At 61.6% G+C, this 13,851-nt stretch carries 14 protein-coding genes and 1 tRNA gene; 11 read left to right on the top strand and 4 right to left on the bottom strand.

All coding sequences use genetic code 11. The features are described 5' to 3' along the window. Nucleotides 1–85: 85 nt before the first annotated feature. The 3 genes from HFX_RS11765 to HFX_RS11755 all read left to right on the top strand — a co-directional run bounded on the left by HFX_RS11765 (nt 86) and on the right by HFX_RS11755 (nt 3,674). Nucleotides 86–1,393 carry an NAD(P)/FAD-dependent oxidoreductase gene (locus HFX_RS11765; protein ID WP_004059759.1) on the top strand — a complete coding sequence of 436 codons (1,308 nt, stop codon included), beginning with the start codon at nt 86–88 and terminating at the stop codon, nt 1,391–1,393. 143 nt (nt 1,394–1,536) lie between these two features. Beyond that, the gene (locus tag HFX_RS11760) at nt 1,537–2,190 is read left to right on the top strand and encodes a TetR/AcrR family transcriptional regulator (RefSeq protein ID WP_004059760.1); all 654 of its coding nucleotides are present in this window, start codon (nt 1,537–1,539) and stop codon (nt 2,188–2,190) included. Next, a complete protein-coding gene (locus tag HFX_RS11755; protein WP_004059761.1) occupies nt 2,190–3,674 on the top strand; it encodes an MATE family efflux transporter in 1,485 nt (494 codons plus the stop codon). The genes HFX_RS11760 and HFX_RS11755 overlap by 1 nt, the downstream gene beginning before the upstream one ends. A 48-nt stretch (nt 3,675–3,722) precedes the next feature. Here the strand turns inward: HFX_RS11755 and HFX_RS11750 are convergent, their stop codons facing one another. Continuing rightward, complete coding sequence (locus tag HFX_RS11750; RefSeq protein WP_004059762.1) at nt 3,723–4,325, bottom strand: DUF6149 family protein; 603 nt, start codon at nt 4,323–4,325, stop codon at nt 3,723–3,725. Nucleotides 4,326–4,457: 132 nt separating this feature from the next. Between HFX_RS11750 and HFX_RS11745 the strand changes: the two genes are divergently transcribed. From HFX_RS11745 to HFX_RS11725, 5 genes are all read left to right on the top strand, one after another. Then, nucleotides 4,458–5,366, top strand: coding sequence for a winged helix-turn-helix domain-containing protein (locus HFX_RS11745; RefSeq protein ID WP_004059763.1), 909 nt, complete (start codon nt 4,458–4,460; stop codon nt 5,364–5,366). 88 nt (nt 5,367–5,454) lie between these two features. Then, a complete protein-coding gene (locus tag HFX_RS11740; protein WP_004059764.1) occupies nt 5,455–5,853 on the top strand; it encodes a hypothetical protein in 399 nt (132 codons plus the stop codon). Nucleotides 5,854–5,956: 103 nt separating this feature from the next. Next, nucleotides 5,957–7,198, top strand: a complete 1,242-nt coding sequence (locus HFX_RS11735; RefSeq protein ID WP_004059765.1) for an NAD(P)/FAD-dependent oxidoreductase — start codon at nt 5,957–5,959, stop codon at nt 7,196–7,198. A gap of 227 nt (nt 7,199–7,425) precedes the next feature. Next, on the top strand, nt 7,426–7,665 hold the full coding sequence (locus HFX_RS11730) for a hypothetical protein (RefSeq protein ID WP_137685680.1): 240 nt from the start codon (nt 7,426–7,428) through the stop codon (nt 7,663–7,665). Between the two features lie 247 nt (nt 7,666–7,912). Continuing rightward, a complete protein-coding gene (locus HFX_RS11725; RefSeq protein ID WP_014732485.1) occupies nt 7,913–8,308 on the top strand; it encodes a DUF7124 domain-containing protein in 396 nt (131 codons plus the stop codon). A 163-nt stretch (nt 8,309–8,471) separates the two neighbouring features. Here HFX_RS11725 and HFX_RS11720 read toward each other — a convergent pair whose 3' ends face one another. Then, on the bottom strand, nt 8,472–8,798 hold the full coding sequence (locus HFX_RS11720; protein ID WP_004059768.1) for a NifU family protein: 327 nt from the start codon (nt 8,796–8,798) through the stop codon (nt 8,472–8,474). Between the two features lie 348 nt (nt 8,799–9,146). Here HFX_RS11720 and mptA point away from each other — a divergent pair, with 348 nt between their 5' ends. Further along, a complete protein-coding gene (gene mptA, locus HFX_RS11715) occupies nt 9,147–10,073 on the top strand; it encodes a GTP cyclohydrolase MptA (RefSeq protein WP_004059769.1) in 927 nt (308 codons plus the stop codon). A 119-nt stretch (nt 10,074–10,192) separates the two neighbouring features. On the opposite strand, the gene HFX_RS11710 is transcribed toward mptA, so the two are convergent. Both HFX_RS11710 and HFX_RS11705 read right to left on the bottom strand, forming a co-directional pair. Continuing rightward, nucleotides 10,193–10,996, bottom strand: a complete 804-nt coding sequence (locus HFX_RS11710) for a TrmB family transcriptional regulator (RefSeq protein ID WP_004059770.1) — start codon at nt 10,994–10,996, stop codon at nt 10,193–10,195. A 74-nt stretch (nt 10,997–11,070) separates the two neighbouring features. Further along, entirely contained in the window at nt 11,071–12,720 is a 1,650-nt protein-coding gene (locus HFX_RS11705) for a DUF255 domain-containing protein (RefSeq protein ID WP_049917492.1), read from the bottom strand. A gap of 141 nt (nt 12,721–12,861) precedes the next feature. On the opposite strand from HFX_RS11705, the gene HFX_RS11700 reads away from it, so the two are divergent. Then, nucleotides 12,862–13,389, top strand: coding sequence for an FxsA family protein (locus HFX_RS11700; protein WP_014732487.1), 528 nt, complete (start codon nt 12,862–12,864; stop codon nt 13,387–13,389). Between the two features lie 194 nt (nt 13,390–13,583). Next, a tRNA-Ile gene (locus HFX_RS11695) sits at nt 13,584–13,657 on the top strand. The last annotated feature ends 194 nt before the right edge of the window (nt 13,658–13,851 follow it).

Genomic DNA, 13,851 nt, shown 5'->3' with positions numbered 1-13,851 from the left:
TATCGACCGGGGTTAAAATTCCCCCGTCGAAACCGGCACTGACCACATCAGAAAGGACTTTCCGCCGCACATCGAAATCCGGGCTATGATAGGTATCGTCGGCGGCGGCATTGCGGGTCTCGCTGCGGCGCACCGACTCCGTAACCGGGGTCACGACGTTCGAATCTTCGAGGCGGCCGACTCACTCGGCGGCCTCGCGGCCACCTACGAGACGAAAGGCGACGACATCGAGCGGTACTACCATCACCTCTCGAAATCCGAAGAGACCATCGTCGAACTCGCCGAAGAACTCGGCCTCGGCGACGACTTAGAGTGGCGCATCGGCAAGAACGCCTACTACGTCGACGGAGTAGCCCACCCGCTGGACACCGCGTGGCAAATCGCGGCCTATCCGCACATGAGCTTCTACGACAAGTTCCGCCTCGGAATGCTCACGCTCGGTGTCGACGTTCGCGGCGGGATTCCGGACGTCAACGCCTACGAGACGCTCTCAGAGTACGAACACACGCCCATCAAGGATTTCGTCGTCGAACACACGACGGAGGGCGTCTACGACAACTTCGTCGACCCGCTCTTGGATGGGAAGTTCGGCGAGCGCAAACACGACGTGTCGGCGGCGTGGTTCCTCGGACGCGTCCGTTTCCGCGGCGAGCGTGACCTCCTCCGCGGCGAGAAACTCGGGTACTTCGACGGCGGTTTTGAGCCACTTATCGACGCCCTCGTAGGCGCGGTTGGCCGCGAAAACATCCAAACCGGCGCTCGCGTGACTGAACTCGACACCGACGGCGAGGAAGTAAGCACGTTGACCGTCGAAACAGAAGACGGAACCGAAACCCACGAGGTCGATTCGGTGATTGTCGCGACGATGCCGAACGTGCTCGAAGACCTGACCGGATTCGAGTGCGACATCGACTTCCAGGGCGCAGTCTGCGGCCTCGCGACGATGTCCGAGTCGCTGATGGACACCTACTGGCTCAACATCGCCCACGACGCGCCCTTTGGCTCGCTCATCGAGCACACGAACTTCATCCCGAAAGAGCGCTACGGCGGCGACCACCTCCTCTACATCGCAAGCTACGTACAGGGACCCCACGAGGACCTCTGGCAGATGGACGACGACGAAGTCTACGACGTGTGGTTCGACGAAATCGAATCCATGTACCCCGACTTCGACCGCTCGGCCGTCGAGGAGTTCCGCGTCTCCCGGAACCCCCGTGCCGGGCCGGTGTACGAACGCGGCTACCTCGACCTCGTCGTTCCCTACGACCTCGCAGACGACGTCGCCGAGGGCGTCTACTACGCCGGAATGGCGTCCGAAGCGCAGTACCCCGAGCGCTCGCTGAACGGCGGTATCGTCGCAGGCTACGAAGTCGCCGACCGAATCGTCGACTGACTGTAATCGGCTGCTCTCTCGGCGTACGTCCCGATTTGCGTTTTCCATGCGTCCACCGCGAAGCGACAGCTCATACCACGCTTACCGGCAATCTATTTTCTATTCGAAACCCCTTTTGAACTCGCTGACTGACTAGTCAGTTAGTGAGTTCTGACGAAACGTCTGACCAATCGGTCCCCGACGACGTTCACCAAACGTTGATGGAGGCGACCTATCGGGCGCTGTGTGCCCACGGGTACGCCGATTTGACGATGCAACGAATCGCCGACGAGGCTGGAAAGAGCAAGTCCCTCCTCCACTACCACTACGGGACGAAGCGCGAACTACTCGTCGCGTTTCTCGGCTTCCTCTTCGAGCGCTTCGAAAAGCGGGTCGAAGCGACCGAAGGCGACGCTCCCGAGGAGCGACTTCGATTCCTCCTCGACAAGATGGTCCCGGACGAGGACGACGACGGCGAGTACGACCGCTTCGGTCTCGCCTTGGCGGAAATTCGGACGCAAGCACCCTACGTGGAGACCTACCGCGAGCAAATCGCCCAGAGCGAGGCGGCAATTCGCGGGCGGTTCGCCGATGTCATCCGCGACGGTATCGAACAGGGCGTCTTCCGCGAGGTCGACGCCGACCGCACGGCGACGCTCCTCTTCGCTGCGCTCGACGGTGCACGACTGCAACGGGTCGTCGTGGCCGAACCGACGGCGGAAGGTGAGCGAACGCCCGCACACGAAGCGCCGCACGATGTGCGCGCCGCGCTCGACGAGTTCGTCGTGTCGCACCTCGTCCGCGAGGAGGGAACCTGATGAGCGCGAAACCGAAGGACGTCGACCTCGTCGACGGCGACCTCGTCAAGCCGATGTTGGTGCTGTCGCTTCCAATCGTGCTCTCGCAGTTGATGCAGGTCGCGTACAACCTCGCGGACACCTTCTGGGTCGGCCGCGTCGGTGCCGATGCGGTCTCGGCCCTCTCGTTCTCGTGGCCGCTCGTCTTCCTCATGATTTCCTTCGGCGGCGGGTTCACCGTCGCCGGGACGGTGCTGGTCGCTCAGAACAAGGGCGCAGGTAACCACGACCAGGTCAACCGCGTCGCCGGACAGACCCTCGGGTTCGTCATTCTCCTGTCGACCGGGTTCGCCATCCTCGGCTACTTCCTGACGCCGATACTGCTCCCGCTCATCGGGACGACGCCGGGAACACAAGTTCACCGCCTCTCGGTCGACTACACGCGAACCATCTTCCTCGGTGTCGCGTTCATGTTCGGCTTCTTCATCTTCCAGGCGCTGCTCCGCGGATGGGGTGACACCAAGACGCCGATGTATCTGATGGCGTTCGGTGTCGTCCTCAACGTCTTCCTCGACCCGTTCCTTATCCTCGGGTTCGACGCGAACCCCGTCTTTGCGGTGCTCGGTCTCGACGGCCTCCGCCAGTGGCTCCTCGTACAGACCGGCTTCCACGGGTTCGGCGTGCAGGGCGCGGCCATCGCCACGGTGTTCTCCCGCGGCGTCGGCGCGCTCGTCGGTTTCTGGCTCCTCCTGTCCGGTCGGGTCGGCATCGACCTCTCGCCCCGTGACCTCGTACCGGAGCGCGAGACGGTCGAGAAAATCGTCCGCATCGGCGCACCGTCGAGCATCGAGCAATCGACCCGCGCGCTCGGCGTCACCGCGCTCACGGCGCTCGTCGCCTACGCTGCCGTCAACGCGGCCGGTGTCGACACCGAAACAGCCGTCGCCGCCTTCGGTATCGGGAACCGCCTCAACTCGCTCGTCTTCCTCCCGGCTATCGGGCTTGCACAGGGGGTCTCGACAGTGGTCGGGCAGAACCTCGGTGCCGACTACGCCGACAGGGCGGAGCGCGCCGTCTTCTGGGCGGTCGGCATCATCGCGGGCACACTGGTGTTCGTCTCCGCGGTGGCGTACCTCTTCGCCGAACCCATCGTTGCGGTGTTCATCCCCGGTGAGCAGGCGGTCATCTCTATCGGCGTCGAGTATCTCAGAATCATCGGTCCGACGTTCCTCTTCCTCGGGGTGTTCAACGTCGTCAACGGCGGGTTCCGGGGGAGCGGGTCGACCCGAACGGCGATGACGTTCTCGCTCATCTCGCTTTGGGTACTCCGCATTCCGGCGTCGTTCGTCCTCGTCGAGTTCTTCTCGATGGGACCGACCGGTATCTGGTACGGTATCGCCTTCTCGAACGTCGCGGCGGCGTTCCTCGCGTTCGCGTGGTTCACGCGCGGAACGTGGAAAGAAAGCGTCGTCGACGCTGGCCCTCGCGTGCCGAGCGACGACTGAGGTCTTCGCCACTACGCCTCCGACCAGTGGTCGGGGTTGAACGCTCTGTTACGCGGTTTCTTCGTCGGCGTTGTCGACTTCTTGCATGCCGGGTGCAGCCGTCACGTCCACGTCGTCCGGTTCTTCAGTGCCGCCGACATCGACATCGCCGCTCTCGTCTTCGACGTACACGTCGTCGGCGAAGCCAGCCTCTGCGTGCGGGTGTTCTGGGTCGTCTAATTTCTCCAACGTCGCGGGTGCGTCCGGAATGTCGATAGTCCGGAACTCACCCAGCGGGTTGGCGATGTCGATGTCGTGGCGCTCGAAGAACTCCCCGTAGCGCTCGTAGTGAGCTTCTACCTCGTCGACCGGGAACTCCATCATCTCGGTCCAGCCGTGGTTGTAGAAGTCGAAATTAGATTGGATGTGAGTTATCTCGCGCGCCTCGGCCTCGGAAAAACCGGCGTCTAACGCTTCGAGGTAGGTGTCGAAGGTGCACTCGAAGAACGCCGCCATGTGGGCTTCGCGCTCTTCTCGGTGGTCTGGGTCCGCGCGCTCGCCGAAGATTCGGACGTGGAGATTCACCATCTTCTCGGTGGCGATGTCACCGATGACCGGCATCGTGAGGGCCTTCTTCGTCGCAAAATGACGAATGTTCTGGCGAATTTTCATTTCGTCGTCGGCTTAGGGTCGGATACACCTAAAGACCACGTCTCTTGAAGGTCGAATGTCCGGCCGCGTTCTCCGTCATACTGAACGAAATTTCACGACCTATTTAATGTGATTCGTCCACATGCATCGAGTATGAGTAATTCCGCATCCGTCCGCGAGGACTCCGTCCTCGACTGTGACGACTGTCTCTCCCCCGCCGAAGCCTTCGCAATCGTCGCCGACGAGACTCGACTGACCATTCTCGAAGCGCTCTGGGAGTCCCCGGACCGTCCCGTCTCGTTTTCCGACCTTCGTCGACGGGTCGGCGTCGACGATAGCGCGCGGTTCAACTACCATCTCGGGAAACTCCGCGGCCAGTTCGTCCGCAAAACCGACGACGGCTACGACTTCCGCCACGCCGGTGAGAAGGTCGTCCGCGCCGTATTGGCCGGAACGTTCAACGAAGACCCGGTCCTCCCGGCATTCCCCGCACCCGGGGCATGCGTCTCGTGCGGTGGGTCACTCGAAGCCGACTACGGCGACGAGAAACTCACCATCTCGTGCGCCGACTGCGCACGAGTTCACGCGCACGAGGAGTTCCCACCCGGCGGACTCGAAGGTCGGACCTCGGACGCACTTCTGTCGGCGTTCGACCAGCGGGTTCGCCACCTCCACTGTCTCGCCGCCGACGGCGTCTGCCCGGAGTGCGGCGGAACGACCGGAACCAACCTCTCGCGTGACTCCGAACCGTTCGACCTCGACGTGGTCGTGACCCACCGCTGCGCACAGTGTGCCTACGAAGCTATCTCGCCCGTTGGACTGGTCCTTCTCGATGAGTCCACCGTCCTCGGGTTCCTCTCCTCACGCGGGAACGACGTGTGCGGAACGCCCTTCTGGCAGTTCCCGTGGGTCGTCGGCAACGACGCCCTCACCGTGGTCTCGGACGACCCGTGGCACATCCGCGTCCGTATCGAATACGGCGACGAGGCGCTCGTCGTCGACCTCGATGAGTCCCTCCTCGTTGTCGATTCGACCGTCGAACCTATCGAAGCAACTGCATAAACTCGGTACGGTAAGTCGGCTTACAAAAATATCATTCTGATTACCCTTTTGGTAGCAGGAGTCGTTCGTCTAGTTGAGAAGAACCACGATGACGCACGACAACCACCCCGGAGTTCCTGACGCAGTGGACATGCAACCGAACAGACAGGACACGCCGCCAAACGAACTCGACACGCACGCGAAGACTGGACATCGCTCACTCGCGGAGACGGCGCTCCTCTCGCTTGCAGCAGGTATCGGTATCGTCGCGGCAGCAGTCGCTGCGGCCCTCGTCGCTCCCTTCGCTCCGGTACTCGGGCTGGTCACGCTGTTCCTCGGCTGGCCAGTCGGGTTCGTTGCGACGGTGCTCGCACTCCGCAAAGCCACTCACGCAGTCGTCAAAAGCGGCGTTCCCGCGCTCGCTCGTGGGGCACTCCGTCGTCGCCGCATCCCTGACCCCGTCGTAACTGACGGCGGCTGTCCGGGCGAGCCGTGTGACTGCCAGTAACCGCTGTTCTGCTCGCAGATTCCGTTTCGGAGCCGCTTTTGACTTTTAAACAATCATGAGGGAGATAGCAATCCACATTAACCCCGAATACAAACGTCGGGTCATGAGTCAATCGTACGTGATCGTCGGCGACGGTGTCGCCGGGGCCTCAGCGGCTGAGACACTCCGCGAAGAGGAACCCGACGCCGACATCACCATCATTACGGACGAGGGTGAACCACTGTACAATCGTATTCTGATCAAAGAATTCGCCAAGGGCAAACTTCCCGAGGCACCCATCTCCATCCACGAAGAGTCGTGGTACGACGACCGCGACGTAGACCTCGTCCTGAATACGCTCATCACGGATATCGACCCCGAAGGACACACCGTCACGGCTCACGACGGTACCGAGTTCGACTACGACAAGCTCCTCCTCGCTATCGGTGGCACGCCGACGCAGCTTCCCGTCGAGAACTCCGACGCAGACGGTATTCACCACTTCTGGACGTTCCAGGACGCCCGCGACATCAAGGACCACATCGAGCAGGCCGACAACTCCGTCGTTATCGGCGCAGGTCTCCTCGGTATCGACCTCGCGGCCATCACCGCCGCACAGGACGTCGAAGGCAAGTATCTCATGCGCGGGAAGGCGTGGTGGCGCTACGCACTCTCCCAAGACGGTGCGGAGATTATCCACAACGCCCTCCGCGAGCGTAACGTCGAACCCGTCTTCGACTCCGGCGTCGACCACTTCGAAGTCGACGACGACGACCGTGTCACGACCGCTGTCGACCCCAATGGCGACCGCTACGACGCCGACTTCGTTGGTATCGCTATCGGCCTGAACTTCAATACGGAGATTATCAAGGGGACCGGTATCGAGTACGACAACGGTATCTACACGGACGAGTTCATGTGTACGAGCCACGAGGACATCTTCGCGGCCGGTGATATCACCGAGTTCCACGACCTTATCCTCGGCGAGCGCGCCCAGAACGGTGCGTGGGGCTCCGCCAAGGAACAGGGCACCATCGCGGCCAAGAACATGGTCGACTACGGCTCCGAAGAGTTCCGCTGGGTCTCGTCGTACTCCATTACGCACTTCGACTTCCCGTTCCTCTCGTTCGGTCACCCGACCCTCGGCGACGACCACGTCGAAGCGAAGTACTCCGACACCGAATGGCGGCGTCTCGCCATCAAGGACGGCAAAATCGTCGGTGGCGTCCTCATCGGCGACCTCTCGCCGCAGACGAAGTACAAGAAGCTCATGCGCGAACAGGTCGACATCAGCGGACAGAAAGACGTCCTGATGAAACAGGACTTCGAGCTGGACGACCTCGAAGGCGCAGCAGCAGAACAGTAACCGGGTCGACATACCCCGTTATTTTCATCTCGCACAGCCGCGACTGCGTTCGTCTCGACTGACTCTCTCGGAGACTCACGGTTTTCGCCGCAGTTCGCATCTTTGCGACTGCCTGTCTCTTCTCCGATTCCTGCTTTGCTCAACCGAGAATCGCGGTTTGTTCCCCGCCGTAGTACGAACATCGAATATACCAAACATTTATGTTATTTACTGATGTGTGTTATCACATGTCATCAATGGATGGACAGCCAACGTCTGCTACAGACGTCACTACGACGCCGACTGTCGTCCCCGTTACTGATGTTCCCAGCAGTGCCCGCGTGCACCACTTCGACGAATTGGGCGAGCGGACACAGGACGCACTCTTGACTGCACTCCCGACGGGAGAACTCGACATCGACCCGTCGACCACGCGCCTCTCGCGTGGCGATGTCGTCGTATTTACCGAATACGTCCGCATTCAGTGAACTCTCCGGGTGTTCTCCGCGGAGTGTCATATCTTCGAGATCAGTCAGACGTGAGTCTCCGGTAGACTCGTCACAGCAACACTCTCCACTACCACGTCGTCGGTCGTCCGAATCGGCTTTCAGCCCCCGGCTCTCGGCTCCCCGGCTGTCGGCCAACCCACTTCTCGGCTGACGGCGAGGACCGAAGTGGTTTTCCACGCTTCGCTGCATATCGGCGGGTATGGCAGCAGGTGGCGGACAAGGGACGATGACGCTCGCGTTCGAACTAGAGGCACTCAAACACCTTGCAGACCCGAACGCGGCGTTTTCGGACGCCCGGACGTGGACGAAGTACGTCGGCGTGGTGAGCGAAAAGCCCACCTACGTTGTGACCAACTTCACTCGGAAAGAGCGCATCCGTCAGGATTTCTTCTCCGGGCCACGCGGCGTCGAAGAGAGCCTCGGAAACGTGATGCGCCAGTTCGACACCGACAGACACGTCTTCATCGGCACGTCCGACGAGGACCGCGAGATGGCCGAGGAGACCGGTTGGGAGTATCTCGCCGTCGAAGACGCCGCCGAGGCCGCCGAGTGGGCGCTCGCCGATGACGACGAACCCGTCGAAGACCCCTTCGAAGACGACGGCCGCGACGACTGGCCGTAGTCGGAAAACGACAGCCATCGTCGGGGAGACAGCAGCCCTCGTCGGAATGTAGCGCCGTAGCGGTCCGCTTTCTGACCGTTTCGGTCTCGCTTCAAAGTCTACTCAGCAACAGCACTCCGTGTGCGCAAGTGTCGAATAGAATACGAAGTGAATCCGGAATCGCTCAGAACGGTGGGGAGTAGTCTTCGTACTCCTCCATTTCTTCCATATCTTCTGTCTTGGTTGGCATCACGGCGGCGCGCGGGCCGCCCGCCCGAATCACGTTCACTTTCGAAATCTCTTCGAGTTCGTCGGGCAGTCGGTGTTTGATTGCGTTCATCGTCATCGGTGCGATACCACATCCGGAGCACGCACCGCCGATGGCGACGGTCACTTCTCCGGTCTCCTCGTCGATGTCTTGTATCTCGAAGAAGCCGCCGTGTTCCTGTATCTGCGGGACGTTATTGCTCAGATAGCTCCGCGTTTCTCGTTCGAGGCTTTCGGCACTCATGCCATGTCCTATGTTGACTTGGAACATATAGGTTGTGTCAATTATCTCTGTGGTGAGGAGGTAAACGCGAGTAGAACAGCGAAATGTACACTTTTACAGAAATCGAGTGGACCGAACTTACTCACGGAATCATTGGTGCTGGATGATTGTTGGGTTTAGAATGGCAAGGAGAGACAGGTTACTCGGCGACAGTCGTGACGGCAGTGACGACACAGAAACGACACTCGGTAGCCAGACTACTCCCGAAAATCGTTCTAGGTAGAAAATCCAGCGCACATTGCCGTTTCTTCTCGTGATTCCGTTCCCCTATCGAAAGCACTAATCAGCAACAGCACTTCTTACTCGCCGATGAGTCACCAGTTGCCTGACGTCCAGGCCTCTCAGCCGGACGTGACCGTCGGGTTGAGCCAAGTCGGCGTCACAGGCGTCGAGAAGCTCGTCAAGATCGCCCGCGACGGAAAGCGTCCCCTCGTCTTGATGGCGGAGTTCGAAGTCTTCGTCGATCTTCCGGGAGGCCGCAAGGGCATCGACATGAGCCGAAATATGCAGGTCATCGACGAGGTGCTCGAAGCGGCGGTCTCCGAACCCGCCTACCGCGTCGAAGATATGTGCGGCGACGCCGCCGAGCGCCTCCTCGCGAAACACGACTACACGTCGACCGCCAAGGTCAGCATGACCGCTGAACTCGTCGTCCGCGAGGACACCCCCGCGAGCGGTCTCTCCACGCAAAGCACCGCCCAGATCATTGCGAGTGCGACCGCTACCGAGGACGGAACCCGCGAAGAGATCGGCGCAGAAGTCGTCGGAATGACCGTCTGTCCCTGCTCGCAGGGAATGTCCGCCTCCCGCGCCCGCGACGTGCTCCAAGACCTCTCGGTCGACGACGACACCATCGAGGAGTTCCTCGAAAAGGTCCCGCAACCGGGTCACTCCCAGCGCGGCCACGCGACGCTCACCGTCGAAACGGAAGGGTCGCCGGATGTCGACCTGATCGACCTGATCGATATCGCCCGTGATTCGATGTCCGCGCGCATCTACAACCTCGCAAAGCGCCCGGACGAAGACCACATGACGTACCACGCCCACGCGAACGCGAAGTTCGTCGAAGACTGCGTCCGGTCGATGGCGGAGATGGCCGTCGATTCGTTCGAGCATCTCGATGACGACGCGGTGGTCCACATGAAACAGTCGAACGACGAATCGATTCACCAGCACAACGCGCACGCAGAGCGCGAAGTGACGCTGGGGCGACTCCGCGACGAACTCGACGTCTAACGTCTCTACGTTTTTCTGCGTTTTTCGGGTTCTATTTCGACGGTGGCAACGCGACAGCGAAGTCGGTGTTACATTGGGAGCGACGTTACAACGGGAGCAGCGTTACAGCGGGAGTGGCATTACAACGGAAGCGGCGTTGCCTCTTCCCAGCGCGGGTCGAACGTCGACCGAAGGTCCGCGGCGAAGTCGGGGTCTTTCAGGTCGATCATCGCAAACGCCTGTCCTGGGTTGAGCGGGTTGTGAACCTCGATACAGACTTCGACGTCGTCGATGAGGTTGAACACGCCTGTGAGATTCTCCGCCGTCCGAACGTGGAAGTTCGGGAGCTTCGAGAGCCGATTCATGTACCGCCGACCGACGCTCTCGGGAAGACTGTCGACGAGGTCCGGTGACATAAGGAGCGATATCTCGACGCCTCGTTCGAGTGCTGCTTCGAGTTCTTCGACGACGAGGTCGCCGAGCGTGCCGAGGTCGAACTGCGGCGAGGGCGTTCCGGCAACCATGATGAGCGTGTCGTCGGCCGCTGCCAACCGCTCGACGAGCAGGTCCATCGTCTCGTCTGCACCGACGGCGGCCGTCCAGAACTGGTCGTGAACCGGCTCTGCGGCGTCGAGTTCGTCGGTCAACTCCGCGACGACGTTTTCGTACTGCTCTGCTTTCTCTTCTAACTCCTGGTGCTTGCTTTCGAGGAGTCGGTCGAGCGCCGTGTCCGGTTCGACAGCGACGTACTTTTTCGGGCGACTCGCCGCCTGACTCCGGATGAGATGATACTGTTCGAGGCTGTTCAGCACGTCGTAAATCCGACCCATCGGAACGTCGCTCGCACGCGACAATTCTTTCGCCGTCGTCGCACCGGTCCGCAGCAATGCTCGGTACGCACGGGCTTCGTACTCGGACAACCCGAGGTCTCGAAGACTGGTCATGCTCCGTTCGTCTCGTTTCTCCGTTATAAACAAACCGGATGTTTACACCCGGTTGGTGTTGGCATCAATTCTACTTAGGCGTCGGGTGTGACTGAGGAGACCGCCTGCATCAACTCGTCGGGAGTGGTTGCTTCCACTGATGTAGTTCCAGAGCTGACACGGGCAACACCGTCGGTAACATCGGCTTCGGGGACGACCAGTGCCTCGTGGTCGGCAACGCGGAGCGCGGCGCGGTGAAGGTCAGACCAGGCCTCGTCGCCGAGTTCGATGAGAATCGGGTCGCGAAGGAGTCGTGCCGCCGCGGTCCCGTACTCGGCGACCTGCACGCCGATGCGGTCCCACGCGCCGGCGAACGCGCCGATAGTCGTCTCGGCCACGTCGCGATAGGTGTCGTCGTCCGTGAGCGCGGCGAGGTCGAGAAGCGCGTTCGCCATCTCGGCGTTCCCGTCGAGGGGGCGAAGCGGCGACGAGAGAAGCGCCTCGCCGCTCGCAGGGCCGTCGAGGAACGAATCGTCGACGAACAGTTCATCGATGGCTGCGTCTGCAACTGCCGCGGCGAAGTCGAGATAGGACTCGCCTGCGACGGTGCCGTCACCGAGTACCTGCCGGGCGCGGCAGGCCGCGGTGACCACACGCGCATGGTCTTCGAGGAGAAGCGACTCGCCGACGTCGCCGCCTGAGTGGAAGTGCGTCACGACGCCGTCCTCGACGAGGTCTTCGGCGATTCGGTCGAGAGTTCGAGCGGCGAACTCGCGGGCCTGTTCGTGGTCTGTGAGGCCGCTGAGAACCAAGAGCGCGTCCACCGCGAGGGCGTTGCCGCCGGCGTAGACCGTGAGGTCGGTTCGTGGTCCCGGTGCACTCGCACGACCCTCAGCCCCGAGGAGGTAGTAATCGGTTCCCGAAGCGGGACCCATGCTCCCACCGAATCCGGTCCCGGTCCACAGCGACTCCACGAGGAATTCGGCCGTCTCGACGGCGGGGTCACGGTACGCCTCCTCGCCGGTGTACCGATAGCCGTTGGCGAATGCTCGGAGAAGTGCGGCGTTCGACTCCAGCGTCTTCTCGCGATTCGGCTTTGTCCACGCCGCGTCGTCAGCGTAGCGGAAAAAGCCGCCTTCGACGGGGTCGAATAGACCGTCACGAATCGCATCGAGCGTCCGGAGCGCGCGCTGTTGGTCGCGTTTCAGGGCGAACTCGACGGTCCGCGGAAGTGGGAACTTCGCGGCGTCACCCCATCCACCGTGGGATTCGTCGAAGTTGACTTCCAATTGGCCGGCGAGGTGCGCCTCGATTTGCGGCGAGACTTCGCCCGCTGGTGGGAGGTCACCAGCGAGTGCGCGCGGGGTTCGCCCGGCGTCGGACCCCTTCTTTTCCCACACTTCGCGGACGCGGTCGATGACCTGTCGCATCCCCTCCGGACCGATGAACGTCGCGCCCGTAATCGGGTGGCCGTCCGGCGCGAGAAACACCGTCGACGGGAACCCGCCCATGTTGTATCGCTCGCGGATGCGCGGGTGGCGGTCCACATCGACCCGAATCGGCACGAACCCGTCGTTGAGGTTCGCGGCGATGCGCGGTTCCGCGTACGTCTCGGCGTCCATCTCGTGACAGTCTTCACACCACGTCGCTGTCAGCGATAGCAGGACAGGCTTGTCCGTCGCTCGTGCTTCGGCGAACGCGTCGGGACCCCACGACCGCCACTCGACGCGTGTCTCGTCGGTCATGTCCCCACTTCCGCGGTGGATGCGGGTAAGCGCTTCGAGGCCACGGCGCACGGAGGCAGTTCCGTCGGCGGGTTGGACGGTCTCACCCGACGTCGAAAGCGGGACAAAAGGGCTATGGGCCGCGACCCGGTAGTGGCGCGTATGCGAACGCGTACGCTCATTGCGCTCTTGCTCCTCATCCCCTTCTCCGACGCGTTGCTGCTCGTGGTCGTGGCGCAGCACATCGACCTCGTCCCCACCGTCGCACTGGTGGTCCTGACCGGCCTGGTCGGGATGCTCATCGTCCGCGCCGAAGGGAGACACACGCTTCGAAGTCTCCAGCGGAAATTTGCTCGCGGTGACCTCCCGACGAACGAGGTCATGGACGGCGGACTGCTCATCGCGGCGGGTGCGTTCCTCCTCACGCCGGGACTCGTCACCGACACCATTGGCTTCCTCCTCGCCATTCCGGTGACTCGGTACCCCATCCGCACGGTGCTCAAGCGCTTTGTCGTCAAGCCGTACCTCGACAAGCGGGCCGACGGCTTCGTCACCGGAAACGTCTGGACCGCTGGCTTCCCGCAGGACGAGACCACAAACGGCGGTGGCGGCAGTGGCAGTGGCGGCGGCGACGGCGTTTACGACGCGGACCCCGACTCGTACCGCTTCGGCGGGCAGGACTCCGAGTAACGTTCCTCCTCTGCGCTTCTCGCTTTCTTTCTGTACAGCCGTGTTGTGAGCGCCTGCAGTCGAATCCGGGTATTCGCTTTCGTGTCCCTCGCTTGAATCGACCGACGAAGCCGACATTCACTAACACGCACCAACGCTGCCTCGAAAAGAAAGTCTTAAAATCAACAGCGCACAACGAGTGAATGCGCTTACCTGGGCCAATAGCTCAGTCAGGTTGAGCGCTCGGCTGATAACCGGGAGGCCCGCGGTTCAAATCCGCGTTGGCCCACTCACATCGGTAACGATTCGTTGCCGATGCGAGTTAGGGGCTCAAACTCCCCGGCCACCCAACTTCTGACGAAACTACAACAAAGAGCGTTCGCTCTGGCGTTCGTTCGCGATGGTTCTCTCGACTCCGAATACAGACAGTCCCTGAGTGTTTGGAACTGGTCACACGTCATCGTCTATGGGAAAGATACGTAT

It is taken from the genome of Haloferax mediterranei ATCC 33500 (assembly GCF_000306765.2).
Lineage (GTDB): Archaea > Halobacteriota > Halobacteria > Halobacteriales > Haloferacaceae > Haloferax > Haloferax mediterranei.
Note: the sequence above shows the minus strand (reverse complement) of the source record. Positions and strands in the feature narration are given on the sequence as shown.